A 23,908-nucleotide genomic window follows, 5' to 3' on the forward strand; every position below is an offset into this window, starting at 1 on the left:
TTTTAAAACAGACTTTGTTGTGCCGGCGGATTTTCGAAATCGAGCAGCCATTTCTTTCGATGCAGGCCTCCCGCATACCCGGTAAGCGAACCATCGTTGCCAATCACCCGATGACAGGGGATAATGATCCAAAGCGGATTTTTCCCATTTGCGGCGGCAACCGCGCGAATCGCTTTTTCGTCGCCAATTTTTCTTGAAAGTTCGAGGTAGGAAGTGGTGGAGCCAAAAGGGATATTTTGCAGTTCCAGCCATACTTTTTTCTGAAATTCTGTTCCCTGCGGATTTAATTTTAAATCGAATTCTGTGCGCTCCCCGCTGAAATATTCTTTAAGTTGTTTGGCAGCAGGCTGAAGTATCGGCGATATCTCCGGAAAATCTGTTCCTTCCTCATCTGAAATTCTAATGGTTCGAAGTCCGTTTTCATCTCCTTCCAGAAAGGCGATACCAAGAGGAGTTTTAATTTTTGCCGTTTTTATTGGTTTCCTGAGATTCCTCATTATTTGATGTCTCTTCTGAAGTGGCTTTATTTTCGGTTTCCTGCTCCTGTTTACGCTGGATAAGCCCAAGTCTTTTCGCGCGACGTTCCCAGTTCTTTCGCGCCAGAAGCTGCATATTTTCCACCCGGTCGCTTTCATCCATAATTTCAAGTCCCAGTAAGGTTTCTATAATATCTTCCATGGTCACAATTCCGGTTACGTTTCCAAATTCATCCACGATCATGGAAATATGAGCCCGCTTCTGGACAAAAATATCGAAAAGTTCCGGGATTGGGGTTTTGTCATGGGTAACCAGGATATCGCGCTTTATACTGCTAAGGGGCCTGTCGCCTTTTTCATCGATCATTTGTTCCAGCACATCGTCTTTCAGAATAAATCCGGAGATATTGTTCGATTTGCCCTTATAGACAGGGATTCTGGAAAATTTCAGGTTTTTATGATTTCGGTGAAATTCTTCCAGGGACAATCTTTCATCTTCGGTAATCGCTACCGAAAACGGCGTCATCACATCTTTTGCTTCGACAGATTTGAAGACAAGGAGATTTTTGATCACCGTAGTCTCGCTTTCTTCAAAAACGCCTTCCTCCTCGGCAGCATCGGTGATGGCGGCAAATTCTTCTTTACTCATACTGCTCACATGTGCCGATTTACCAATGAGTCGCGTGGTGAGCATCAACAACCAGAGAATGCCGGTATATTTCAGCGGAAAGATCATAATTTTAAGTGAACGTGCGGTAAAGTTGCCCATTCGTTTCCAGTAAGTTGCCCCGATCGTCTTCGGAATTATTTCAGAAAGCACTAAAATAGCGAGCGTCATCAAAGCGGAAACTATTCCCACGGCATGGCCACCGTGGCCAAAGGTCTTTTCGGCTTGAACGCCCACTAAAATTGCGCCTACCGTATGGGAAATCGTGTTAATGGTAAGAATGGCAATGAGCGGCTTATCAATATCCTGCTTCAGGTGAGCAAGGATTTTCGCGTATTTCCTTCCTTCTTTCCTTTTGATTTTGATATATGAAGGGGTAATGCTTAGCAGGGCAGCCTCCAGGATTGAACACATGAAAGAAAAAAATATGGAAAGTGTTGCAAATAAAAGCAGTAATATCATGTACCGGTAACTCTTAGACCGGCTAATTTATGTATTCTGAAACCAAATTTTTTAAAAGAAATGATAAAAGCGAAAAGGCTGCCCAAAATCCAGCGTTATGGCAGACTGAAATTCTGAACAACCTTTGTGGTTTAATATTGGGAAATATTTTAAACAGCCAGATTTTTATGAATCAGCGTATCCCATATTTTGGCGTCATTCAGCCTGATATCGGCGTCGATGCTTTCTTCGTCTTCTTCATCATAAAAAGTAATGCCGGTGATTTTTGAAGCATATTTATTTTCTAGATCAAGGCTTAGATAAATGATGCGCTCCTTTTTGGAAGCGCTGTAACCTGCCGGAAGCATTTTTTTGGTGATTTTCACATTTTTCACATCTTTTAGATCAAAAATGTCATAATCAGCGCTACCTCTGAATTCTACTACAACCAATTTCTTATTGTTGGTATCCAGGCCAAGACTTAGCGGGCCATAAGTGCCGGTTTTATCAAATTTTAACCGGTGTTCTTCGGCGATCTTCTGAAGAAATTTATTGTGTTTTTTCTCATTGGAATTTTGTTTAATGAGTACGTATAAGATCGGGAACATGAATAAACCAAACAATAATAAACCGATCAATAAAGAGTTGTTGTCCATTTTTTAAATATTTAAATAACTGAAAGATTTGCCCCTTTCTGTGGAAGCGGCAAAAGATGTTTTGGTTAAAGAACCACGAAAAATCTCTTCAGGTATTTACCAGAAAAAATGGAAAGGAAAGATTTGTTTTTTCAGAATATCACGGAAATTTACCGGTTCTGCGGCGATGCAAACCTGCGGCTGCCGGGATAACTTATACTGAAAACCGGGAAAAGTTCCGAAGAAAACTGAAGAAAGATCCTTATCATTCTCCAGCTGATTTTGAAAAAACGAACCATCATTTTCTTCGCAAAGAAATGCCTGGTCATTAGAAGAAATCTTAAAGAAATTGCCTTTGTGAGCAATCTTTTCAAAATGTGCTTCAGGAAAAGTAAAAGCTTTTACCCCTGTTGCAAGCAAAAAGACCTGCAACAGTACCAATGGAAATAAAAGCTTCCTGATTTTCATACTACAAATGTATGTAGAAAGAAAATTCGCTGTTTAAAAATTTAGTTATATTTTTTAAATTTTCAGGAAATTAATTTAACTGCTTCTTTCGCAAAATAGCTGGCTATGAGGCTTGCCCCGGCTCGTTTTATTGCCAGTAATTGCTCCATCATCACCGCGTCATGGTCCAGCCAGCCTTTTTGAGCGGCCGCTTTGATCATCGCGTATTCACCGCTTACCTGGTAAACAGCTACCGGGATATTCACAACATTCCTGATGTCCCGAACGATGTCCAGGTAACAAAGTCCTGGTTTTACCATTACGATATCGGCGCCTTCCTCAATATCCATTAAAGTTTCCTTCACCGCTTCCTCGCGGTTTGCGGGATCCATCTGGTAGCTTTTTTTGTCTTTAGGAATATCTTTGGCATCCACGGGAGCAGAGTCTAAAGCATCACGAAACGGACCGTAAAATGCAGAAGCATATTTGGCACTATAGCTCATAATGCCTGTTTCATAAAATCCTTCGTCTTCCAAAAGGCTGCGCATCTCGAAAATACGACCATCCATCATATCGCTGGGCGCGACGAAATCGGCTCCGGCTTTGGCATGAGAAAGTGCCATTTCTGAAAGTACGGCGGTGGTATCGTCGTTCAAAACTTTTCCTGCATCGATAATTCCGTCATGGCCATAAATCGAATACGGGTCGAGCGCGACATCGGTCATTACCAGCATTTCAGGCTCGGCTTCCTTTACCGCTTTAATCGCTCGCTGCATCAATCCATCGGGATTTAAAGCTTCTTTTCCGGCATTGTCTTTCAGGTTTTCCGGAACTTTTACGAATAACAGCACAGATTTGAGACCTAAACTCCAGAGTTCTTTGACTTCCTTTTTCAGAAGGTCCAGGCTTAACCTGTAATATCCCGGCATGGAACTGATCTCTTCTTTAATATTTTTCCCTTCCACCACAAAAAGCGGTACAATAAAATCATTAGGAGAAATTATAGTTTCCCGCACGATGGAGCGGATGGAGTCGTTAGTTCGGAGTCGTCTGTTTCTTCTTATTATCATAGTCATAAGTTTTAAGTAATAAGCTTTAGGCCTTTTTTATTTCAGTTTTTACTTTCTGAATAAGGCTAAAAAACATCTTTTTAATTTCGGATATATCCGAAAGCAAACTTTCAGAAGTGTTATTATCTATAAATTTAAGATCCCGAGAAACTTCGATCAGGTATTCCATTTCGAAAGCAGAACCACTGGAAATATGTAAAAAATGATGAAATTCTTTTTGGGATTGTCTTCCACAGCCTTCAGCAATATTCGTTGGTATCGATAAAGCAGCTCGGTCGATTTGTGAAATCAGATTAAATTTTTCTTCTGAAGGAAAATGTTTAGAAACCTGATAAATCTCCAGCACTAACGAATGTGACTTTTGCCAAACCTTATAATTTTTATAATCTGTCATGGCTTATTGCTTAAAACTGAAAACTTAAAGCTAAGAAACCCATTTTCGGGGTTCTTTGAGCACATTCAATAGTTTTTCTTCTTCACTTCCTGGCTCTGGATGATGATCATATTTCCACTGCACATGCGGCGGAAGGCTCATCAAAATACTTTCAATACGGCCATTGGTCTTTAAGCCGAATAAAGTTCCCTTATCATGTACCAGGTTGAATTCTACATAACGTCCGCGGCGAATTTCCTGCCACTCTCTTTGAGCTTCGGTAAAATCCAGATCTTTTCTTTTTTCAACAATTGGGACAAAAGCTTCAAGAAACGAGTCTCCAACTTCAGTAACAAAATTAAACCAGTCTTCTATAGTTCTCTTTTCGTCTGGTTTCAGATAGTCAAAAAACAAGCCGCCTATACCTCGGGCTTCATCGCGATGATGATTCCAGAAATATTCATCGCATTTTTTCTTGTACTGAGTATAAAATTCAGGATCATGCTTGTCGCAGACTTTTTTTGAAACCTTATGAAAATGTTCTGCGTCTTCCTCGAAAAGATAGTAAGGCGTGAGATCCTGACCGCCACCAAACCACTGGTCCACTACATTACCTTCTTTGTCATACATCTCAAAATAGCGCCAGTTTGCATGAACCGTTGGGACCATGGGGTTCTTCGGATGGATCACCAGGCTGAGTCCGCAGGCGAAAAAATCAACATCTCCTACCTTGAAATATCGCTGCATGGCCGGCGCAAGCGGACCATATACGGCTGATATATTTACTCCTCCTTTTTCAAACACCGCGCCGTCTTCAATTACTCGGGTGCGACCCCCGCCACCTTCCTCGCGTTCCCAGAGATCTTCATGAAATTTTGCTTTTCCGTCGATCTCTTCCAGTTTTGAAGTGATTCGATCCTGTAGATCTTCGATATATTTCTGAAAACGTTCTCTCATTCTCCTGTCAGATCTTTTGCACGGTTTATTTTCTGAATAAGTCCGAATGAAAAAGTTCTGGTCTCTATTTGTGAAAACTCATAAAGCAACAGTGATTTCTGAGCCAGTTTTTGCTGATTTTCCTCTTCATGAAAAGGAGCCGTTTTAATCAAAAGATCACCCAGTTGTTCATATTGCTGACCTCCGAAATGATTTTCCTGTAGCTGGTTCATCAAATCTTCATCGGAAGAATTCATGATCGCCTCCAGATCGGTGCCGGCAATTTTCTGAAGCACGTCGCGCACTTTTCTTTCCTGTTCCATTTTCCATAGATCGGGAACAAATTCGATATCCAGAAGGTCGGTCAGCGCTTCGCTGACTTTCTGCTTTTCTTCGTCGCGAAAACCTTTATTCAGCATAATTCTCTATTTATATTCTTTTACCGCATCAACAAATGCACGGGCGTGATCAACCGGAATATCGGGCAGAATTCCGTGGCCTAAATTCGCGATATAGCGATCTTTTCCAAAAGCGTCGATCATTTGATGCACCATTCTTTTGATTTCGGAAGGCGGCGAATAAAGCCGGGCAGGATCAAAATTTCCCTGCAAAGTAATTTGCCCACCGCTTAAATATCTTGCATTTCTGGCATCGCAGGTCCAGTCGACACCTAATGCTGAAGTGCCACTCTGGGACATGGTTTTCAGCGCGAACCAGCAGCCTTTTCCGTAAGCAATCACCGGGATCTCATCTTTCAGGGCATCTATGATCTGCTGCATATATTGCCAGGAAAACTCATGGTAATCCTGCGGTTCCAGAAGTCCGCCCCAGGAATCGAAAAGCTGGATGGCATCCACGCCGGCTTTTACTTTTTCCTTTAAATAAGCGATGGTAGTATCGGTGATTTTTCTAAGTAAGATATGTGCGCCTAGCGGATCGGTAAAGCAGAATTTCTTGGCCTTATCGAAGGTTTTAGAGCCATGTCCCTGCACAAGATAACACAAAATTGTCCACGGTGAGCCGGCAAACCCAATCAGCGGGACCTCATCATTTAGTTCCTGCTTCGTAAGTTTGATCGCTTCAAATACATAATTGAGTTCTTCGCGAACATCGGGAACAATTACTTTATCAACTTTCTCTTTTGTATCAATTGGATCGGGCACTACAGGACCGCGGCCGGGCTGCATTTCAATATGGATTTGCATCGCCTGGGGCACCACCAGAATATCGCTGAAAAGGATCGCCGCATCGGTGCCCACCTGTTTGATAGGCATTACAGTGATTTCAGTGGCGAGCTCGGGAGTCTGGCAGCGGGTGAAGAAATCATATTTTTCTTTCAGTTTCATGAAATCGGGCAGATATCGTCCTGCCTGCCGCATCATCCACACCGGAGGCCGTTCCACGCTTTCTCCCCTGAGGGCTTTTAACAGCAAATCGTTTTTGATCATTCTGAATCTATCTTTTGGCCGGACTTCCTGAAATAGGAAACGCATTTTGCGATCACATTTTCAATGCCGGGTTGATTGGCAATTTCTATATTTTTTGTGTATTTTTTTGCTTCTGAAGCGGTTGTCTCACCAATACAGAAGGCAACTCCCTCGATTTCATTTTCTGAAACAAAACTTTGAACACCACTCGGGCTGAAAAACAGAATTCCGTCAAAAGCTGAATTGAATTTTTTGTGCGCCAAAGAGGTTTTGTAAACTTCGATTTCTTCCAAAGGGATACCGTTTTCCTTCAGAATTTTCGGAAGTTCGTCCCTTCTCCGATTTCCGCAGAAAAAAGTGAACTGCTCATTTTTATGATTTTCCTTCAGCTTTTCGGCGAGACTTTTCGAATTATCGTCGATTTCGCAAATGCTAAAACCATTTTTTTCAAGCAGGGCCGCTGTTTTCTCACCCACGCAAAAACAGTTTTCAATTTTCAAATTCTTCTTCAGAATAGCTTTTACCGCGTTCTTACTGGTGAAAATTGCATTTTTGATATTCGTTTCCGGAAGCTGAAAATCGAGGAAATCTATAAGGATGGCATTATATTCCACCAGGGCAATATCGGCGTTAAGAAGCAATTGCTTCTGGTTTTCGGCCAGTATTTTGGTAGAAAGAATGCGCGGCATGTTCTAGTTTTTTAGGATCGATTTGATCTTTTTCATCAGTTCGGCACCGCCATTTTGAAGGATTTCTTCGGCGCAGGTTTTTCCCAGATCTTGAAATTGATCGGCCGGCACTATTTTTTCAACCTCGATCTTTTGTTTTCCATCAATGCTGAAAAGAGCGCCTTTAAAATGAATTTTATCTTCAATAATACGGGCGAGACCGCCAATGGGTGCCGTACATCCACCCTCCAGAACTCTTAAGAATTCCCGTTCTATATGTACACAAATTTCAGATTCTCTATGATTTAAAGCGGAAAGTGCTTTTCGGCTATATATATCATTTTCCATAGCGACAATAAGCATCGCTCCCTGTGCCGGTGCAGGAATCATCCAGTTGAGGTCTATAAAATTATCGGGTTTTATTTCGATACGTTCGAGACCGGCAGCAGCGAAAATCGCTCCATTCCAATCATTTTCTTCCAGCTTTTTGAGGCGGGTATTTACATTTCCGCGTAGGTCAACAACTTTATGACTGGGATATTTATGAAGCCATTGTGCTTTTCTGCGGAGGCTGCCGGTGGCGATGGTGCCTTCATTTTCAAGAAAATCAAGGCCTTTATGAATAAGTATATCGGTGGTATTGGCCCTTTTCATCACCGCTCCCTCAACAATATCTCTGGGCAGTAGCGTGGGCACATCTTTCATTGAATGCACTGCGATATCGATCTTTCCCTGGATCATAGCGACATCCAGTGTTTTGGTAAAAATACCGGTAATGCCCATTTCGTAAAGCGGCTGATCAAGGTTGAGATCGCCTTCAGATTTTACGGGTACGAGTTGGGTTTCATGGCCGGTCTGTTCCAGCGCCTGCTGCACGGTTTTCGCCTGCCAGAGCGCCAGTTCGCTGTCACGTGTGCCAATGCGGATCACTTTGTTCATTTCCGAAATTCTTCAAGCTGAAAAACCTTTTGTATGAGTTCCAGGCTTTCATCGGTTGACTCGGAATCTTCTTTTAAATGATTTGCGAAGTGTTTCATGATCTTCTGGATCATGCGATTGGTCACGACTTCTACCTGTTCGGTGTCGAAATCGTTTATTTTTTTTCGCTGAAAATCGATCTCGGCGTCTTTCATCGAGCGGAGTTTCTTTTTCAGGGCTTTTATGGTAGGCGCGAATTTTCTTGTTTCCAGCCAGCTGTTAAATTCACCTTCTACTTCTGCAATGATTTTTTCAGCCTGCGGAATGAATTTCTTGCGCCTTTCAAGGGTCTCATCGGTGATCTGTGAAAGATGGTCCAGGTGAACCAGGCTTACATTCTCAAGATCTTTTACATCGTCTGAAACATTCTTTGGAATGGATAGGTCCAGAATGAGCAATTCTTTTTTCGGATAGATCAGTTCCTTGGAAATGGTAGGGTTCTGAGCTCCGGTGGCAACAATAAGAATATCGGTGTCGCGAATTTCAGCCTGAAGGTCGGCATATTCCTTTACGATCAGGTTGAATTTCCCGGCGATCTTTTCAGCCTTATCTTTCGTACGGTTGATAAGGGTAATATGACTGTTATCGGTATGTTTTACAAGGTTATCACAGGTGTTTCGTCCAATTTTTCCGGTGCCAAAAAGAAGGATCTTTTTACTGGAAACCTGGGGAATATTATTCAGAATATATTGTACCGAAGCGAAACTTACCGAAGTCGCACCGCTTGATATCTCGGTTTCATTCTTAATGCGCTTACTGGCCTGGATCACGGCATTGATGAGCCTTTCCATAAATGCATTTGCCAGCCCCATTTTTTTGGAACGTCCGAATGCTATTTTCAACTGACTGATGATCTCAAAATCGCCAAGGATCTGGCTGTCCAAACCGGTTCCAACACGAAAAAGATGTGAAATTGCCTGCTTGTTTTTATAAACATAGGCTACTTTTTCAAATTCCTCAACAGTACCGTGAGTATGTTCGCATAGTAATTTAATCAGTTGAAAGGGATGTTGGGCAAAACCATAAATTTCGGTGCGATTGCAGGTAGAGGTCACGATAATAGTATCGATGTTTTCAGCCTGGGCCTGCTCCAGCAAGCGTTCTTTGGCTTCTTCATCAAGGCTAAAATGACCTCTAATCTCAGCATCAGCCTTTTTATAGCTCAAGCCTATCGAATAGAAATGTTTTCCAGTGGCGAATTGATATTCTTCCATGAATTGATTAAGGAGATTCCGGCGCAAAAATAAGGGAATGTTAAATTAAAAAGTAACGCTTGAAGTACTAAATGTGTCGATATATGATAATTATCATGAAAAAGGATATCAAAATAGGGAAATACTGTACTTTTGTAGTAACCAGAGGGCCTTCGGAGGCTTCTGTTTAGATTCATTCTAAATAAACTCAGTCGGAGATGAACGAAAACCCGGAAAAAAATAACGCTGTAAGTATTTCAGAAGAGATAAAAATAGAAGAGGGTTTCTATCTTTTGAAATTCCAGAATGACACCAAGGACAATAAGTTGATGTCCAGGGATATAGACAATAGTTTTATCCAGTTTCATTTTAATGTGAAGGGGTATAGCAAGTTTCTGTTTAATAAAAGTTCTTATGAACTTCCGTTGCCTGAAGAGAATTCACTTCTGCTCTATAATCCTCAGCAAAATTTGCCTTTAAACGTGATGCTTTCCGGAGAATCCTGGCTGATTTCCCTGGTGATCTCTATCAAGAAGTTTCATTCATTGTTTTCCCAGGAGGCCAATTACATAACTTTCTTAAGCGCAGATAATAAGGATAAAAAATATTATAAAGATGCGGCGGTATCACCATCTATGGCTGTAGTCCTGAACCAGCTTATGAATTTTAGCCTAACTCCCAGTATTAAAAATCTTTATTTCAGGGCAAAAGCCTTAGAACTTCTGAGCCTGTATTTCAATAAAGCCGAAAATCCCGATCTTGAACAATGCCCTTTTCTGAGCGATGAGGAAAACATCAAAAAAATAAGACGAGCCAAGGATATTATTATTTCTAGAATGGCCGAGCCTCCTTCGCTGCAGGAACTTTCCAATGAAATAGGCCTGAGCCTCAAAAAACTAAAAGACGGTTTTAAACAAATTTATGGCGATTCCGTATACAGTTTTTTATTTGATTATAAAATGGAATATGCGCGCAAGCTCCTTGAAACCGGGGAATACAATGTCAACGAGGTCGGCTTGAAAATTGGCTACAGTACAGCGAGCCATTTTATTGCCGGTTTTAAAAAGAAGTTCGGAACCACGCCAAAGAAATATATACTTTCCGTAAATTAAACCTTATGAAATATTTTTTATTCTTTTTTCTTGCTTTATGCTCCGGATTTTTCGTGTCTGCCCAACAGCAGGTTTTGGTATTCCATGAAACCCAGGGCTGGCATCATAAATCGATTCCTGATGGGGTAAAAGCGATTAAGGAATTGGGGCAGAATAATGACTTTCAGGTCACCGATTCTGATGATTCACAAATTTTCCTTTCCGAAGATCTTTCCAATTACGACCTTATCATTTTTCTGAATACCACCGGTGATGTTTTTAATGAAAAGGAGCAGCTGGCTTTTCGGAATTATATCGAAAATGGAGGAAATTACCTCGGAATCCATTCCGCTTCAGATACCGAATATGACTGGCCTTTCTACGGAAAACTGGTGGGTGCTTATTTTAAAAGCCATCCCGCGATAACTTCAGCAAAAATTAAGGTTAAAGATCCTTCCAATGAAATGGTTTCCCATTTACCGCCGGTGTGGGAACGCACCGATGAATGGTATAATTTCAATGATATTCAGGATGATATCAATGTGCTTTTAGAACTTGAGGAGTCTACTTACGAAGGAGGCGAAAATGGCGATTTTCACCCTATTGCCTGGTATAAAGCCACCGGAAACGGCGGAGTTTCGATTTACACGGCTGGCGGGCACACCAGCGAATCGTATACCGAACCTCTTTTCAGGGAACATTTACTTAGGAGTATACAGTTTGCCCTGGAGAAAGGAAATAATTCTATTAAGCAATAGAAAACTATGATTCTGTTCCCTGGTTTGGGGAAGATTTATAGCCTTATTTTTGTATTCGAAAAAGAAAAATTATGAGTAAAGGCGTATTGCTGGTAAACCTTGGATCTCCTGACAGTACCGATCCGAAGGATGTAAAAAAATATCTCGGTGAATTTTTAATGGATGAACGCGTGATCGATGTGCCGTATTGGGCGCGGACATTGCTGGTAAAAGGAATTATACTGAATACGCGTCCGAAGAAATCAGCAGAAGCTTATAAAAAGATCTGGTGGGATGAAGGTTCCCCGCTTATTGTTCTTTCGGAAAGATTACAGTCTAAAATCGATGATATCACTGCGGTGCCGATCGCTTTGGCGATGAGGTACGGATCGCCGGGAATATATGAAGGGCTCAAAGAATTACACGATAAAGGAGTTGATGAGGTGCTGCTTTTTCCGCTTTATCCGCAATTCGCGATGGCCACCACCGAAACAATCCTCGTGCTGGCAGAAGAGCTTCGAAAAAAGCATTTCCCTGAAATGAACTTTACCTCGGTACCTGCTTTTTATAATCATCCGGACTACATCCGAACACTGGGAAACAGCATTGCTGAAAGGCTGAAAAATGTAGAATATGAACATCTTCTTTTTTCTTATCATGGCGTTCCCGAAAGGCATATTCGCAAAAGTGATGTGACCAACTCGCACTGTAAAATTGACGGTAGTTGCTGCCAGACGCCTTCCACGGCGCACCAGTTCTGCTATCGTCACCAGTGTTTTGAAACCACCCGGCTTACCGCTGAATATCTTGGACTGAAACCCAATACCTACAGCGTTTCTTTTCAGTCCCGGCTGGGATTTGATCCGTGGTTGAAACCTTATACCGATCGTACTATCGAAAGACTGGGAAACCAGGGAATGAAAAAACTAGCTATTGTGACTCCCGCTTTTGTTTCAGATTGTCTCGAAACCCTTGAGGAAATTGCCATGGAGGGAGAAGAGATCTTCCATGAGGTTGGCGGAGAAAAATTCACAGTCGTTCCCTGTTTGAATGATCGTGATGATTGGGTAAAAGTGCTGGCGAGGTGGATTGATGAATGGGCACACCAAACTCCGATCCAATCCTGATGGCTCGTAAAAATTCAACAGACCTGGGTGAAAAACCCATCAGTAAACTGTTAATTCAGCAAGCGGTTCCGGCTTCGATAGGTATCCTTGTGATGTCCCTTAACATTCTAATCGACACTATTTTTGTTGGAAACTGGATTGGCGCCATTGCCATTGCAGCCATCAACGTGGTTTTGCCCGTTTCGTTTTTTATTGCCGCTTTGGGAATGGCTATCGGTACCGGTGGCTCTTCAATAATTTCCCGCGCTCTTGGGGCAGATGACAAACCCAAAGCATTGAAGACATTCGGAAATCAAATAACATTGACCTTACTGCTTACCGTAGGCCTGGTAATTCCCGGACTGTATTTTATGGATTTCCTGATCCCCGCTTTTGGAGGAAAGGGAGATATCTTTGAGCCTGCGAAAGTCTATTATACCATTGTTTTATACGGGGTGCCGTTCCTGGCGCTCTGCATGATGGGGAATACAGTGATCAGGGCAGAAGGAAAACCGCGATACGCGATGATCGCCATGATCATACCATCGGTTGGAAATCTTATTCTCGATTATATCTTCATCAACAGGATGGATCTGGGAATGGCTGGAGCGGCCTGGGCTACAACCGCTTCTTATATGCTCTGTTTTGGATATGTTTTCTGGTTTTTCCTTTCAGATAAATCTGAATTGAAGATTTCGAAAACTCATTTCCGGATGGATTTTCCAATTCTGAAGGAAATAGGGTCCCTGGGGGGAGTGACTTTATCCAGGCAGGCGGTGGTGAGCCTTACCTATTTGTTGATGAACAATATCCTTTTCAACCTCGGGGGAGAAGATTCGGTGGCGGTTTATGCCATTATCGGCAGGATGCTCATGTTTGCTTTGTTTCCCGTGCTGGGAGTTACCCAGGGATTCTTGCCTATTGCGGGTTTCAATTACGGAGCACAGAATTACGACCGGGTACGAAAATCGATAAATACGGCAATTTTGTATTCCAGTGCTCTCGGCCTTTTGATCTTCCTTGGGATCATGTTTTTCGCCGATGATATTGTATACATTTTTACTCAAAATGCAAATGTGGTAAAAGAAACCCCACCGGCTATGAGGTGGGTGTTTGCAGCAACGCCAATTATCGCGCTACAGCTTATTGGAGCGGCTTATTTTCAGGCGATTGGAAAAGCGATCCCTGCTTTCCTTCTAACCTTATCCAGGCAGGGATTTATTTTTATTCCGCTTATACTCATTCTGCCTGTTTATTTTGGAGAAACCGGCGTCTGGGCTTCTTTTCCGGTAGCCGATTTACTGTCAACTATAATCACAGGGTATTTTCTGAACCGGGAAATTGTAAAAACACTCCGCTAGGCTTTTCCGAAAATTAACATATTTAACTATCTTTAAATCCGTTCACAAATCTTTTATTTTCATGATAAATAAGTTATTTCGTTCAGGCCTTTTCGTATGCCTGATTTTTTTAATTTCTTCTAATGATCTTTTAGCCCAAAATTTTGACAAAAAACTTTATGATGCGCTCGATTATCGGTTAATCGGACCTTTTCGTGGAGGCCGAAGCGCTGCAGTAACAGGAGTTCCCGGTCAGCCAGATTTGTTTTACTTTGGTGCAACAGGCGGCGGGGTTTGGCGTACTGAAAATGGAGGCGAAACCTGGGAAAATATCTCCGATGGCTTCTTCGGAGGCTCGATAGGTTCTGTGGAAGTGGCTCCGAGCGATCATAATGTGATCTATGTGGGCGGAGGTGAAGGTACCATCCGCGGAAATGTTTCTTCCGGAAATGGCGTCTGGAAAACTGTCGATGCCGGTAAGACCTGGAAGCATATGGGGCTTGAAAAGAGTCGGCATATTCCCAGAATGGTGGTGGATCCCAATGATTTTAATACCGTCTACGCTGCAGTGTTAGGAAATATCTATAAGCCCACCGAAGAAAGAGGCGTGTATAAATCTACTGACGGAGGTAAAACCTGGAAAAAGACGCTTTTTGCCAATGAGAATGCTGGAGCTGTCGATTTGGTAATGGATCCTAAAAATCCACGAATTCTTTATGCTTCTACCTGGAATATTCAGCGTACGCCTTACAGCCTGAGCAGTGGCGGACCAGGTTCGGCTTTATGGAAGAGTACCGATAGTGGCGAAAACTGGAAAGAGATTTCAAAAAATAAAGGTTTTCCAACGGATACTCTGGGAATTATTGGGGTAACCGTTTCACCCGTCAATAGTGAACGCGTTTGGGCAATTGTGGAAAATAAAGATAAAGGCGGCGTTTACCGAAGTGATGACGGCGGCGATACCTGGGAATATGTGAATGATGATCGCTCTTTGAGACAAAGGGCCTGGTATTATTCGAAAATATATGCCGATACCAAAGATGAGAATACGGTTTACGTGATGAACGTAAGCTATCATAAAAGTACCGATGGCGGAAAAACTTTTACCAGTCATAATGCACCCCATGGTGATCACCACGATCTATGGATCGCTCCCGAAGATCCTAACCGCATGATCATTGCTGATGATGGCGGGGCGCAGGTAACTTACGACGGCGGAAAAACGTGGAGTACCTATTACAATCAGCCTACGGCGCAGTTTTACAGACTAACTACAGATAATGCTTTTCCTTATCGAATTTATTCTGCCCAGCAGGATAATTCAACCATCCGAATTCCATATAGAACCGAAGGCCGCTCTATTGGCGAAGACGACTGGGAAGAAACCGCGGGGGGAGAAAGCGCGCATATCGCGGTAGATCCTGAAAATCCCGAAATTGTTTATGGCGGAAGTTATGATGGCTTCCTAACCCGCTTCAATCATGAAAAAAATACCGTACGAAGCGTGAGCGTTTGGCCTGATAATCCGATGGGGCATGGAGCCGAGGACATGAAATACCGTTTTCAGTGGAATTTCCCTATCTTCTTTTCACCCAATGATCCAGATAAATTATATACAGCTTCCAATCATTTACACATGAGTACCAACGAAGGACAAAGCTGGAAGGTTATAAGTCCTGATCTTACCCGGAACGATCCTTCAAAACTGAAATCCTCCGGTGGCCCAATTACTCAGGATAACACTTCCGTGGAATACTACGGAACCATTTTCGCGGCTGCTGAATCTCCTGTGACTCCAGGATTGCTGTGGACCGGAAGTGATGATGGTCTTGTTCACGTCTCCAAAGATGGAGGCAAAAACTGGGAAAATGTCACTCCTAAAAATCTGCCTAAATGGGCGATGATCAATAGCGTGGAGCCTTCTCATTTCGATCCCGGAACTGCTTATATTGCCGCAACAACTTATAAATTAGGTGATTTTGCACCCTATCTTTTCAAAACAACCAATTACGGCAAGTCCTGGAAAAAGATCACTGATGGAATAGAAGCTGAAGATTTTACCCGCGTAGTAAGAGAAGATCCCAAACAAAAAGAACTTCTGTATGCGGGAACTGAAAACGGCATGTATATTTCTTTTGATGATGGTGCCAACTGGAGGCATTTTCAGTTAAACCTTCCCATTGTTCCCGTTACCGATTTAAAGATCAAAAATAACGATCTTATCGTTGCCACACAGGGAAGGAGTATCTGGATCATCGATGATCTTACGTTGTTGCATCAGTTATATAACACAGAAAATAAGGGGAATATTCTATTTAAACCTGAAGATGCATACCGAATGGGAGGAAGTTCCAAAAAAGGATCATTAACGGCCGGCACCAATCATCCTGCGGGAGTAATGACCTATTTTTATGTTGAAGATCCAAAAGACAAGACGATAAAGTTGAGTTATCTCAATGCTAAAAATGATACTATCCAAACTTTCAGTACCGATAGCGAAAAAAATAAACTGGAGGTAAAACAGGGTGCAAATTTGCAAACCTGGGATTTAAGAGGAAAAGGCGCTAAGGTGCTTGACGGAATGATTCTCTGGTGGGCGAGTACCGATGCTCCACAGGCAGTACCCGGTGAATATAAAGTTGTTTTGCAGGTTGGCGATGAGGTGCAAACCAAAAATTTTAAAGTTCTGGCCGATCCTAATGCCGAAACCGATATTGCCGGAATGCAAAGGCAATTCGATTTTATTTCAGATGTAAATAATACGGTTGATAAAGCCCATAAATCAATTCAGAAAATGAGGGACCTGGAAAAACAGCTTTCGACTTTTGAAAAAAGGTACAAGGGCGACGAAAAGGTAAAACCCCTGGTTGAAAAAGCGCAGATGTTAAGCGATTCAATTTCTGAAATTGAGAACGCACTTTACCAGACCAAAAACCGAAGCAATCAGGATCCGCTTAATTTTCCTATAAAATTGACCAATAAACTGGCACATTTGAATAGTCTCGTTGGAATGGACGATTTTCCGCCAACCGAGCAGGATATTCAAGTTAAAAATGAACTGACCAAAAAGGTTAATTCGCAACTTGAGAAGTTTGACCAGCTGCTTTCCGATCAGGTAAAAGAATTCAATAAACGCTTTAACGAAATGGACCTGAACTATCTTTTTGTAGAAGCTGAAGATTAATGGAATATTACAATTACATAAAAGCCCTGCATCTAATCTTTGTGATAACCTGGTTTGCGGGGCTTTTTTATATCCCGAGACTGTTCATTTATCATATCGAAGCCGCTCAAAAGGAAGAACCCGAAAAGAGTATCTTGATCAATCAGTTTAAACTGATGACCAAACGGCTCTGGCTCATCATTACCTGGCCTTCAGCAATTTTGGCCACGCTTTTTGCCGTAATTCTGCTTATTATGATGCCTTCCTGGCTGCAGCAGGGCTGGATGAACGTAAAATTGTTCTTCGTATTGCTGCTTTTTGCCTACCATATCAAATCTCATTTTATTTATAAAGAGCTACAGAATGATATTGTGAAATGGTCTTCGCACCAAATGCGCATCTGGAATGAAGGCTCCACGCTAATCCTTTTTTCGGTGATCTTTTTGGTGATCGTTCGCAACGCGATCAACTGGATCTACGGGGTTTTAGGTATTTTTCTCCTGGCAATTTTGCTTATGCTGGGCATCAGGCTCTATAAAAGAATCAGATCAAAAAACCCGAATGCCTGATATGGTGTGATAATTGTTGCAATGCAAGCAAGCCGGTGTATATGAAAATGCTGAAACTCTCTTTACGAACGCGGATATTTATTTCCATGATACTTTTGGTCCTGGGAGCTTCTATCCTAATTTTTGGAGTGACGGTTTATCAGTATAAAGAAGAGGCGGAAAGTTATCACCGTGAACGGCTGGAGCGCAAAGAGGAAGCGATTCGCGAAAATATCAAGATCATTCTCGCCAATACTTCTTACCTCGTAAACACCGAAAATATTGGTAATATTTTGCGTGACCGAAAGCAGATCTACGATCTCGCCGCGATCCACGAAATGCAGATCTATATTTACGATCTCAACGGAAATCTCATCATTAAATCTGATGAATCTTTCTTTCGCGATACTGCCAATGCGAAGCTGAATGATAAAATTCTGAAGGAACTCAGTGCTTCTCCTGAAAAACATCTGCTTAAAAAAACTGAGATCAACGGTCAAAAATACCAGTCTTCCTATTCCTACATAACCGACGAAAAATTCAAACCGCTGGCAATTCTATATCTGCCCTATGTTCAGGACGATTCTCTTTTGAATCGTGACCTTCATAATTTCCTGGTGAAAATGGGAGAAGTATATCTTTTTATGCTTCTGCTGGCGATTATTTTGTCATTTTTCCTTTCAAAATATATCACCAAATCGCTGAAGATAATTTCTGAAAAGATCAACCAAACCAGGCTGGATAAGCGCAATCAAAAGATCGAGATCGGGAATGCCACTGAGGAGATCTACTCACTAGTTTCGGCCTATAACAGTATGATCGATGAGCTGGAAGAAAGCGCGGTAAAACTGGCTACCGGTGAGCGCGAACAGGCATGGCGCGAAATGGCAAAACAGGTGGCGCACGAGATCAAGAATCCGTTGACACCGATGAGGTTGAGCGTCCAGAGTTTTCTTCGGAATTTTGACAAAAACGATCCGGAAATAGATCAGAAAGTGAAGGAATATTCAAATACGCTCATTAACCAGATCGATACGATGAGCTCGATAGCTTCGGCCTTTTCAAATTTTGCCAAGATGCCGGCACAGCAAAGCGAAACGCTGAATGTTCCTAAAATCGTAAAACTGGCGCTCGACATCTTCAATGAACCTTATATCGAATTCAAATGTGATAAAGAGGAGATCCTGGCCAGATTTGATCGAACGCAGCTGATTCGCGTGATCACCAATCTGGTGAAAAATGCCATTCAGGCGCTTAATGAAACTGAAAATCCGCATATTGTAATTTCTGTGGAAGAGGAAGATGAAATGGTATGTGTTTCGGTATGCGATAATGGTTCAGGGATTTCCGAAGAAAATAAAGAGAAGGTTTTTGAGCCCAAATTCACCACAAAATCGAGCGGAATGGGCCTCGGACTTGCGATGGTAAAAAATATCGTGGAGACCTATAACGGAACCATCTGTTTTGTGTCTAAACAAAATAAAGGCACTATCTTTAAAGTTAGATTTCCAAAATAAAACTTATGAGCTACCAGAATATTCAAACTGAAATTGACGAAAATATTTTAACGATCACGATTAACAGGCCCAAGAAACTCAATGCTCTCAACCGTGAAACTATTCAGGAATTGCATGAGGCCTTTAAAGAGGCGAAAGCTGATGAAGAGGTGAAGGTTGTTATTCTTACCGGTAGCGGGGAAAAAGCTTTTGTAGCCGGTGCAGATATTAGTGAATTCGCCGATTTTTCTCCTAAAGAAGGAAAAAGACTTTCGGCTGAAGGACAGGAAAAACTCTTCAATTATGTTGCCAATTTTCCGAAACCTGTTATAGCAGCCGTGAACGGATTTGCTCTTGGCGGGGGACTCGAACTGGCCATGGCGGCACATTTCAGAATTGCGAGCGAAAATGCGAAAATGGGGCTTCCCGAAACTTCTTTGGGAGTGATTCCGGGTTATGGTGGCACACAGCGGCTGCCACAGCTCGTAGGTAAAGGTCGTGCCATGGAAATGATCATGACCGCCGGAATGATCGATTCCAGCCAGGCTTTACAATACAATTTAGTAAATCACGTAACTGAACCTGATGAACTGCTGGAATTTGCAGAAAATATGGCGCGTAAGATCATGAAAAATTCTATGGTGGCTATTAAAGGGGCTATCAGGGCGATCAATGCCAATTATGAGGCCGGAAGAAACGGTTTTGAAACTGAAATTGAAGAATTTGGCCGTGCTTTTGGAACCGAAGATTTTAAGGAAGGAACTTCAGCCTTTCTAAACAAGCGAAAAGCAGATTTTCCAGGGAAATAATTTTTTAAAAAATTGTCATTACGATCCGCCTTGAGCGGAGAAGTAATCTCAATGAAATTTACGATTTTCGAAGTTGGAGGTAACAGCTTTAACTTTATCAATATGACTGTCATCTTGAGCGGAGTCGAAAGATGACATTTTCTATTTTAACCTGGTCTTTTCTGAAACTGGAATCAGGACTTTTCTGGACTGGGAGCTTTAGGCTTAAGCTTGTAGCTGAAATTATGAGATTGCTTGTCCGCCCCTGGCGGATCGTAAGGACAACAGCCTGTGATTAGTCACTTCGAGGGACGAAGTCAACGAAGCAGTCTCCTTTATTGTACAATATTCTATAATGGCTTAGAGCTTTAAGCTTAAAAGCTCTTAAACTTTAATAGGAAAAAATCCTTTAAATTGGAAAATATCCATATTTTTGAAATATGGAGAAGGATTTTATTAAAGGAAGAGGAGCGCAGCAAAATGTGGCAAATAAATTCCTGGAACATCGCCATGAAATGCGCGATGATTTTTTGAATTACTGCGCGACAGAAGGAGATGAAGCCCAGGAAAACAAGACCAGCATCATTGAAACATTTCCAAAAACCATAATCAATAAAGTTACCAGTCCCGATGTGGGGCCGGGTTATAGTTTGAATCCCTATCAGGGTTGTGAGCATGGCTGCATTTATTGTTATGCCAGAAATTCTCATGAATACTGGGGCTATGGCGCCGGACTCGATTTTGAACAGAAAATTCTGGTAAAAAGAAATGCGGTAGAACTGCTTGAAGCCAAACTGAGAAGCAAAAGCTGGAAAGCCGAAACGATCATGCTTTCGGGAAATACCGATTGCTATCAGCCAGTCGAGAAGAAGCTGGAAATAACACGGAATCTTTTAAAGACCTTTCTAAAATATAGGCATCCGGTGGGAATAATCACCAAAAATGCCCTGGTACAACGCGATCTTGATATCCTGAAAGAATTAAATGAACACAGGCTCGTGAATGTGAATATTTCAATAACGTCCCTACAGGAGAATACCAGGAGAATTCTGGAACCACGAACGGCCAGTATCAATAGAAGACTGGAAACGGTAGAGAAACTTTCGAAAGAAGGTATTCCGGTAAGGGTGATGATGGCTCCTATTATTCCTTCCATCAACAGTCATGAAATTATGCCTTTGGTAAAAGAAATTTCCGATCGTGGAGCTTTGGGTGTAGGCTATACCATCGTGAGATTAAACGGAGCTATTGGAGGAATTTTTACCGATTGGATCAAAAAAGCAATGCCAGACAGAGCTGAAAGGGTACTAAATCAAATCGCTCATGTTCACGGCGGAAGTTTAAATGACAGTCGTTTTGGAACCCGCATGAAGGGAGAAGGTGAATTCGCCGACCAGGTGGCACAGCAGTTTAAAATTGCCAGAAAACTTTATTTAAAAGACCGCGAAATTTCGCCCTTGAATTGCGATCTACACGAGCAGTTTAAAGACGGACAAATGAAACTTTTTTAAGCCTCGCCATTCCATTCGGAATAGAATTGATCAAGAAAACGCTTCATAAAAGCATGTCGATCTGCGGCGATTCGGCGCCCGGTTGCGGTATTCATCCGGTCTTTTAGAAGCAGCAATTTTTCATAAAAGTGGTTGATGGTAGGGGCTGTGGAAGCTTTATATTCTTCCTTGCTCATGTTAAGGTTGGGCTCGATCTCAGGATCGTAAAGGGCTCTTCCTTTAAATCCGCCGTAATTAAAAGTCCTCGCAATCCCAATGGCGCCAATGGCGTCAAGCCGATCGGCATCCTGGACTATATCGAGTTCGACGGAAGTAAAATCCCTTTCCACATTTCCACCTTTAAAGGAAATATTCTCGATGATCTTGATTACATGATTGATAATCGCATCGGGAACTTCGCGAGATTTCAGGAATTCACGGGCCATTTCCGGACCAACGCTTTCATCCCCGTTATGAAATTTGGAATCGGCTATATCGTGCAGCAGAGCTCCCAATTCCACCACCAGCATATCGGCGTTTTCACCTTTCGCAATATGCCGTGCATTATTCAAAACCCTTTCAATATGAAACCAGTCATGTCCGCCTTCGGCATTTTTGAGCGTTTCTTTTACAAAATCAATGGTTTGGGAAATAAGCAGGTCTTTATTCATCAATTATCGGATATCTGCTATTATCGTTCTTTCCACTTCGGCTACAAGACTTTCGGCATCGGTAGAATTGACCGGAATAGGTTTATGAGTTTTTAAATGAATATGAACGCCGGGGTCTATAGGGAAACTTCCATGTTTAAAAAGCTTCCAGGAGTTATTGATGGTTATGGGAACCACCACGGCATCGGGTAATTTTTTAAAAAGCATCATCATTCCGCTCACCTGGAATTTCTTTGGTTGCCCGGTGCGGCTTCGGGTGCCTTCGGGAAAAATTACTGCAGAGCGTTTTGTTTTTGCAAGATAATCGGCAAACTTGCTCATTTTCAGCAAAGATTCCCGGCGATTTTTACGGTCGATCAAAACCGAACCACCATGTCTTAAATTGAAACTGATACTCGGGATCCCTTTTCCCAGTTCCTTTTTGCTTACAAACTTCGGGTGATGTTTTCTAAAATACCAGATAATAGGCGGGATATCGTACATTCCCTGGTGGTTAGCCACAAAAATGCAGGTTTTATCAGCGGGAATATCGAAATCATTTTCTACTGTAAAGGTTGTTCCCAGTAAATTCAGGCAACGAAGAAGAAAAAAATTGAAGATATCCACGCTTTTTTTATGAGCCTCATAACCGCCAAGTTTCAGGGAAACCCACTGGATAGGGTGGAAAACCAGAAGCGTAATTCCGAAGAAAAAATAAAAGACGACCGATAAAAAGTATGAGAGTATTTTTTTCATTTTCTTAAAAATACAAAAATAGCTATTTCAAAGCATAAAAAAGCCCCACGCAGAGGCGTGAGGCCTTATAAATTCTTAATTGTTCACTAGCAATATTCGTTGTAAGCTCCCATAAGGTTTTCTGCGATCATTTCAGCCGGACGGCCTTCAATATGATGGCGTTCCAACATATGAACGAGCTCTCCGTCTTTAAAAAGCGCCATGGAAGGAGAAGAAGGAGGGAAAGGCAGCATATAACCACGAGCCTTTTCAGTAGCTTCCTTATCTACTCCGGCGAAAACGGTAAATAAATTATCGGGTGTTTTGGCATTCTGAAGAGAAAGTCTGGCTCCTGGTCGGGCATTGGCAGCGGCACAGCCACAAACCGAATTCACAACTACAAGCGTGGTTCCTTTTTTCTCCATCGCCTTTTCTACATCTTCCACGGTGTGCAATTCTTCAAAACCAATGCTGGTTAGATCTTCTCTCATTGGTTTCACCAATTCTGCTGGATACATATATTACGATTTTAAATTATAAAACTTATTTGAAGCACAAAGATACAAATTATGTTTGGCTATACATATCTCAAATTCCTATGAACAAATAGGTTGAATTTATATCCTTTTCTAATTCCTCAGAATTTATTAAGCTTGTGGCTTCCGCTCTTAAAGTGTTATCTTAGCGGCTAAAGAAAATTGCCCAATGATCAAATGGCTTGCCGCAGTCCTCGGATTTATGTATGCCCGCATTCCGGGGGCGATACTTGGCTTTATTATAGGTACACTGCTCGACAATTATATACGTTCCACCGGCGGATTGCTTAATTCCTGGTTTGGCGAACAGAAACAGCATGTTTCTCCCGGTGATTTTGAACTGAATCTCCTTTCCCTGTGCTCCATAGTGATCAAGGCTGACGGCCATGTTTCTCAACAGGAACTCGATTATGTAAGAACCTATTTCGTCCAGTCTTACGGAAAGGAGCGCGCAAATGCCACTTTTCGCACCTTTAATGAAGTGGTGAAGAACCGGCAGGTTTCGGCTTCGAGAATTGGCAGGTACCTTGCTGCAAAAACCAGATATGCGACCCGGCTTCAAATCATTCATTTTTTATTCGGCATAGCTCAGGCCGATGGCCGCGTGAGTGAGCCGGAAGCGGAGGTCATCCAGGAAATTGCAGGATATCTTCAGCTCAACCGCCGCGATTTTGAAAGCATAAAGGCCATGTTCTTTAAAAAGGCCGATTATGCTTATACCATTCTCGAGATTGAAAAAAATGCCAGCAATGAGGAGGTGAAAAAAGCCTACCGGAAAATGGCCAAAAAGTACCATCCCGATAAACTCGGACATATGGATGAAGCCTACCGAAAAGGCGCCGAGGAAAAATTCAGAAAAGTCCAGGAAGCTTACGAACTAATTCAAAAGGAGAGAGGTATGTAATTTTTTAGCTGAA

At 42.1% G+C, this 23,908-nt stretch carries 25 protein-coding genes; 10 read left to right on the forward strand and 15 right to left on the reverse strand.

Features of this window, described 5'->3' with window-relative positions; translation table 11 throughout:
- Positions 1–2: 2 nt before the first annotated feature.
- The 12 genes from C7S20_RS06235 to hemA form a co-directional block, all read right to left on the reverse strand.
- Positions 3–497, reverse strand: a complete 495-nt coding sequence (locus C7S20_RS06235) for a methylated-DNA--[protein]-cysteine S-methyltransferase (protein ID WP_227009114.1) — start codon at positions 495–497, stop codon at positions 3–5.
- Positions 457–1,605 carry a CNNM domain-containing protein gene (locus C7S20_RS06240; RefSeq protein ID WP_107011675.1) on the reverse strand — a complete coding sequence of 383 codons (1,149 nt, stop codon included), beginning with the start codon at positions 1,603–1,605 and terminating at the stop codon, positions 457–459. The genes C7S20_RS06235 and C7S20_RS06240 overlap by 41 nt, the downstream gene beginning before the upstream one ends.
- 149 nt (positions 1,606–1,754) lie before the next feature.
- The gene (locus C7S20_RS06245; RefSeq protein WP_159039883.1) at positions 1,755–2,240 is read right to left on the reverse strand and encodes a hypothetical protein; all 486 of its coding nucleotides are present in this window, start codon (positions 2,238–2,240) and stop codon (positions 1,755–1,757) included.
- A gap of 96 nt (positions 2,241–2,336) precedes the next feature.
- The gene (locus C7S20_RS06250) at positions 2,337–2,687 is read right to left on the reverse strand and encodes a hypothetical protein (protein WP_107011677.1); all 351 of its coding nucleotides are present in this window, start codon (positions 2,685–2,687) and stop codon (positions 2,337–2,339) included.
- Between the two features lie 62 nt (positions 2,688–2,749).
- Positions 2,750–3,736, reverse strand: coding sequence for a porphobilinogen synthase (gene hemB, locus C7S20_RS06255; RefSeq protein ID WP_107011678.1), 987 nt, complete (start codon positions 3,734–3,736; stop codon positions 2,750–2,752).
- Positions 3,737–3,761: 25 nt separating this feature from the next.
- The gene (locus C7S20_RS06260) at positions 3,762–4,130 is read right to left on the reverse strand and encodes a four helix bundle protein (protein WP_107011679.1); all 369 of its coding nucleotides are present in this window, start codon (positions 4,128–4,130) and stop codon (positions 3,762–3,764) included.
- A gap of 30 nt (positions 4,131–4,160) precedes the next feature.
- Positions 4,161–5,066 carry an oxygen-dependent coproporphyrinogen oxidase gene (gene hemF, locus C7S20_RS06265; protein WP_107011680.1) on the reverse strand — a complete coding sequence of 302 codons (906 nt, stop codon included), beginning with the start codon at positions 5,064–5,066 and terminating at the stop codon, positions 4,161–4,163.
- A complete protein-coding gene (locus tag C7S20_RS06270; RefSeq protein ID WP_107011681.1) occupies positions 5,063–5,464 on the reverse strand; it encodes a hypothetical protein in 402 nt (133 codons plus the stop codon). Before C7S20_RS06270 ends, hemF begins: the two co-directional genes overlap by 4 nt.
- Before the next feature lie 6 nt (positions 5,465–5,470).
- Complete coding sequence (gene hemE, locus C7S20_RS06275) at positions 5,471–6,493, reverse strand: uroporphyrinogen decarboxylase (protein WP_107011682.1); 1,023 nt, start codon at positions 6,491–6,493, stop codon at positions 5,471–5,473.
- The gene (locus C7S20_RS06280; RefSeq protein ID WP_107011683.1) at positions 6,490–7,161 is read right to left on the reverse strand and encodes a uroporphyrinogen-III synthase; all 672 of its coding nucleotides are present in this window, start codon (positions 7,159–7,161) and stop codon (positions 6,490–6,492) included. The genes hemE and C7S20_RS06280 overlap by 4 nt, the downstream gene beginning before the upstream one ends.
- Positions 7,162–7,164: 3 nt before the next feature.
- A complete protein-coding gene (gene hemC, locus C7S20_RS06285; protein WP_107011684.1) occupies positions 7,165–8,079 on the reverse strand; it encodes a hydroxymethylbilane synthase in 915 nt (304 codons plus the stop codon).
- Positions 8,076–9,332 (reverse strand): glutamyl-tRNA reductase, encoded by a 1,257-nt coding sequence (hemA, locus tag C7S20_RS06290; protein ID WP_107011685.1) that lies wholly within the window; start codon positions 9,330–9,332, stop codon positions 8,076–8,078. The genes hemC and hemA overlap by 4 nt, the downstream gene beginning before the upstream one ends.
- A 197-nt stretch (positions 9,333–9,529) precedes the next feature.
- On the opposite strand from hemA, the gene C7S20_RS06295 reads away from it, so the two are divergent.
- From C7S20_RS06295 to C7S20_RS06335, 9 genes are all read left to right on the forward strand, one after another.
- A complete protein-coding gene (locus C7S20_RS06295) occupies positions 9,530–10,423 on the forward strand; it encodes an AraC family transcriptional regulator (RefSeq protein ID WP_107011686.1) in 894 nt (297 codons plus the stop codon).
- A 5-nt stretch (positions 10,424–10,428) separates the two neighbouring features.
- Entirely contained in the window at positions 10,429–11,160 is a 732-nt protein-coding gene (locus C7S20_RS06300) for a ThuA domain-containing protein (protein WP_107011687.1), read from the forward strand.
- A gap of 71 nt (positions 11,161–11,231) precedes the next feature.
- A complete protein-coding gene (gene hemH / locus C7S20_RS06305; RefSeq protein WP_107011688.1) occupies positions 11,232–12,266 on the forward strand; it encodes a ferrochelatase in 1,035 nt (344 codons plus the stop codon).
- Positions 12,266–13,606 carry an MATE family efflux transporter gene (locus tag C7S20_RS06310; protein WP_107011689.1) on the forward strand — a complete coding sequence of 447 codons (1,341 nt, stop codon included), beginning with the start codon at positions 12,266–12,268 and terminating at the stop codon, positions 13,604–13,606. Before hemH ends, C7S20_RS06310 begins: the two co-directional genes overlap by 1 nt.
- A gap of 61 nt (positions 13,607–13,667) precedes the next feature.
- Positions 13,668–16,769, forward strand: coding sequence for a WD40/YVTN/BNR-like repeat-containing protein (locus C7S20_RS06315; RefSeq protein WP_107011690.1), 3,102 nt, complete (start codon positions 13,668–13,670; stop codon positions 16,767–16,769).
- Positions 16,769–17,317 carry a CopD family protein gene (locus tag C7S20_RS06320; RefSeq protein WP_107011691.1) on the forward strand — a complete coding sequence of 183 codons (549 nt, stop codon included), beginning with the start codon at positions 16,769–16,771 and terminating at the stop codon, positions 17,315–17,317. The genes C7S20_RS06315 and C7S20_RS06320 overlap by 1 nt, the downstream gene beginning before the upstream one ends.
- Positions 17,318–17,358: 41 nt before the next feature.
- Positions 17,359–18,813 (forward strand): sensor histidine kinase, encoded by a 1,455-nt coding sequence (locus C7S20_RS06325; protein WP_107011692.1) that lies wholly within the window; start codon positions 17,359–17,361, stop codon positions 18,811–18,813.
- Positions 18,814–18,818: 5 nt separating this feature from the next.
- Positions 18,819–19,601: an enoyl-CoA hydratase/isomerase family protein gene (locus C7S20_RS06330; protein WP_107011693.1), complete on the forward strand. Its 783-nt coding sequence runs from the start codon at positions 18,819–18,821 to the stop codon at positions 19,599–19,601.
- A gap of 419 nt (positions 19,602–20,020) precedes the next feature.
- Positions 20,021–21,091, forward strand: coding sequence for a PA0069 family radical SAM protein (locus C7S20_RS06335; RefSeq protein ID WP_107011694.1), 1,071 nt, complete (start codon positions 20,021–20,023; stop codon positions 21,089–21,091).
- Here the strand turns inward: C7S20_RS06335 and C7S20_RS06340 are convergent.
- The 3 genes from C7S20_RS06340 to C7S20_RS06350 form a co-directional block, all read right to left on the reverse strand.
- On the reverse strand, positions 21,088–21,741 hold the full coding sequence (locus tag C7S20_RS06340; protein ID WP_107011695.1) for an HD domain-containing protein: 654 nt from the start codon (positions 21,739–21,741) through the stop codon (positions 21,088–21,090). The genes C7S20_RS06335 and C7S20_RS06340 overlap by 4 nt on opposite strands.
- A 3-nt stretch (positions 21,742–21,744) precedes the next feature.
- Positions 21,745–22,476, reverse strand: a complete 732-nt coding sequence (locus tag C7S20_RS06345) for a lysophospholipid acyltransferase family protein (RefSeq protein ID WP_107011696.1) — start codon at positions 22,474–22,476, stop codon at positions 21,745–21,747.
- Between the two features lie 86 nt (positions 22,477–22,562).
- The gene (locus tag C7S20_RS06350) at positions 22,563–22,973 is read right to left on the reverse strand and encodes a BrxA/BrxB family bacilliredoxin (protein WP_107011697.1); all 411 of its coding nucleotides are present in this window, start codon (positions 22,971–22,973) and stop codon (positions 22,563–22,565) included.
- A 187-nt stretch (positions 22,974–23,160) separates the two neighbouring features.
- On the opposite strand from C7S20_RS06350, the gene C7S20_RS06355 reads away from it, so the two are divergent.
- Positions 23,161–23,895: a tellurite resistance TerB family protein gene (locus C7S20_RS06355; protein ID WP_107011698.1), complete on the forward strand. Its 735-nt coding sequence runs from the start codon at positions 23,161–23,163 to the stop codon at positions 23,893–23,895.
- Positions 23,896–23,908: the final 13 nt, after the last annotated feature.

The sequence above is a fragment of the Christiangramia fulva genome (genome assembly GCF_003024155.1).
GTDB classification, from domain to species: Bacteria; Bacteroidota; Bacteroidia; order Flavobacteriales; family Flavobacteriaceae; genus Christiangramia; species Christiangramia fulva.

Excerpts from the sequence above, each read along its gene's own strand:
- C7S20_RS06235 (WP_227009114.1), bottom strand. The coding sequence starts at position 497 with ATGAGGAATCTCAGGAAACCAATAAAAACGGCAAAAATTAAAACTCCT.
- C7S20_RS06240 (WP_107011675.1), bottom strand. The coding sequence starts at position 1,605 with ATGATATTACTGCTTTTATTTGCAACACTTTCCATATTTTTTTCTTTC.
- C7S20_RS06245 (WP_159039883.1), bottom strand. The coding sequence starts at position 2,240 with ATGGACAACAACTCTTTATTGATCGGTTTATTATTGTTTGGTTTATTC.
- C7S20_RS06250 (WP_107011677.1), bottom strand. The coding sequence starts at position 2,687 with ATGAAAATCAGGAAGCTTTTATTTCCATTGGTACTGTTGCAGGTCTTT.
- hemB (WP_107011678.1), bottom strand. The coding sequence starts at position 3,736 with ATGATAATAAGAAGAAACAGACGACTCCGAACTAACGACTCCATCCGC.
- C7S20_RS06260 (WP_107011679.1), bottom strand. The coding sequence starts at position 4,130 with ATGACAGATTATAAAAATTATAAGGTTTGGCAAAAGTCACATTCGTTA.
- hemF (WP_107011680.1), bottom strand. The coding sequence starts at position 5,066 with ATGAGAGAACGTTTTCAGAAATATATCGAAGATCTACAGGATCGAATC.
- C7S20_RS06270 (WP_107011681.1), bottom strand. The coding sequence starts at position 5,464 with ATGCTGAATAAAGGTTTTCGCGACGAAGAAAAGCAGAAAGTCAGCGAA.
- hemE (WP_107011682.1), bottom strand. The coding sequence starts at position 6,493 with ATGATCAAAAACGATTTGCTGTTAAAAGCCCTCAGGGGAGAAAGCGTG.
- C7S20_RS06280 (WP_107011683.1), bottom strand. The coding sequence starts at position 7,161 with ATGCCGCGCATTCTTTCTACCAAAATACTGGCCGAAAACCAGAAGCAA.
- hemC (WP_107011684.1), bottom strand. The coding sequence starts at position 8,079 with ATGAACAAAGTGATCCGCATTGGCACACGTGACAGCGAACTGGCGCTC.
- hemA (WP_107011685.1), bottom strand. The coding sequence starts at position 9,332 with ATGGAAGAATATCAATTCGCCACTGGAAAACATTTCTATTCGATAGGC.
- C7S20_RS06295 (WP_107011686.1), top strand. The coding sequence starts at position 9,530 with ATGAACGAAAACCCGGAAAAAAATAACGCTGTAAGTATTTCAGAAGAG.
- C7S20_RS06300 (WP_107011687.1), top strand. The coding sequence starts at position 10,429 with ATGAAATATTTTTTATTCTTTTTTCTTGCTTTATGCTCCGGATTTTTC.
- hemH (WP_107011688.1), top strand. The coding sequence starts at position 11,232 with ATGAGTAAAGGCGTATTGCTGGTAAACCTTGGATCTCCTGACAGTACC.
- C7S20_RS06310 (WP_107011689.1), top strand. The coding sequence starts at position 12,266 with ATGGCTCGTAAAAATTCAACAGACCTGGGTGAAAAACCCATCAGTAAA.
- C7S20_RS06315 (WP_107011690.1), top strand. The coding sequence starts at position 13,668 with ATGATAAATAAGTTATTTCGTTCAGGCCTTTTCGTATGCCTGATTTTT.
- C7S20_RS06320 (WP_107011691.1), top strand. The coding sequence starts at position 16,769 with ATGGAATATTACAATTACATAAAAGCCCTGCATCTAATCTTTGTGATA.
- C7S20_RS06325 (WP_107011692.1), top strand. The coding sequence starts at position 17,359 with ATGAAAATGCTGAAACTCTCTTTACGAACGCGGATATTTATTTCCATG.
- C7S20_RS06330 (WP_107011693.1), top strand. The coding sequence starts at position 18,819 with ATGAGCTACCAGAATATTCAAACTGAAATTGACGAAAATATTTTAACG.
- C7S20_RS06335 (WP_107011694.1), top strand. The coding sequence starts at position 20,021 with ATGGAGAAGGATTTTATTAAAGGAAGAGGAGCGCAGCAAAATGTGGCA.
- C7S20_RS06340 (WP_107011695.1), bottom strand. The coding sequence starts at position 21,741 with ATGAATAAAGACCTGCTTATTTCCCAAACCATTGATTTTGTAAAAGAA.
- C7S20_RS06345 (WP_107011696.1), bottom strand. The coding sequence starts at position 22,476 with ATGAAAAAAATACTCTCATACTTTTTATCGGTCGTCTTTTATTTTTTC.
- C7S20_RS06350 (WP_107011697.1), bottom strand. The coding sequence starts at position 22,973 with ATGTATCCAGCAGAATTGGTGAAACCAATGAGAGAAGATCTAACCAGC.
- C7S20_RS06355 (WP_107011698.1), top strand. The coding sequence starts at position 23,161 with ATGATCAAATGGCTTGCCGCAGTCCTCGGATTTATGTATGCCCGCATT.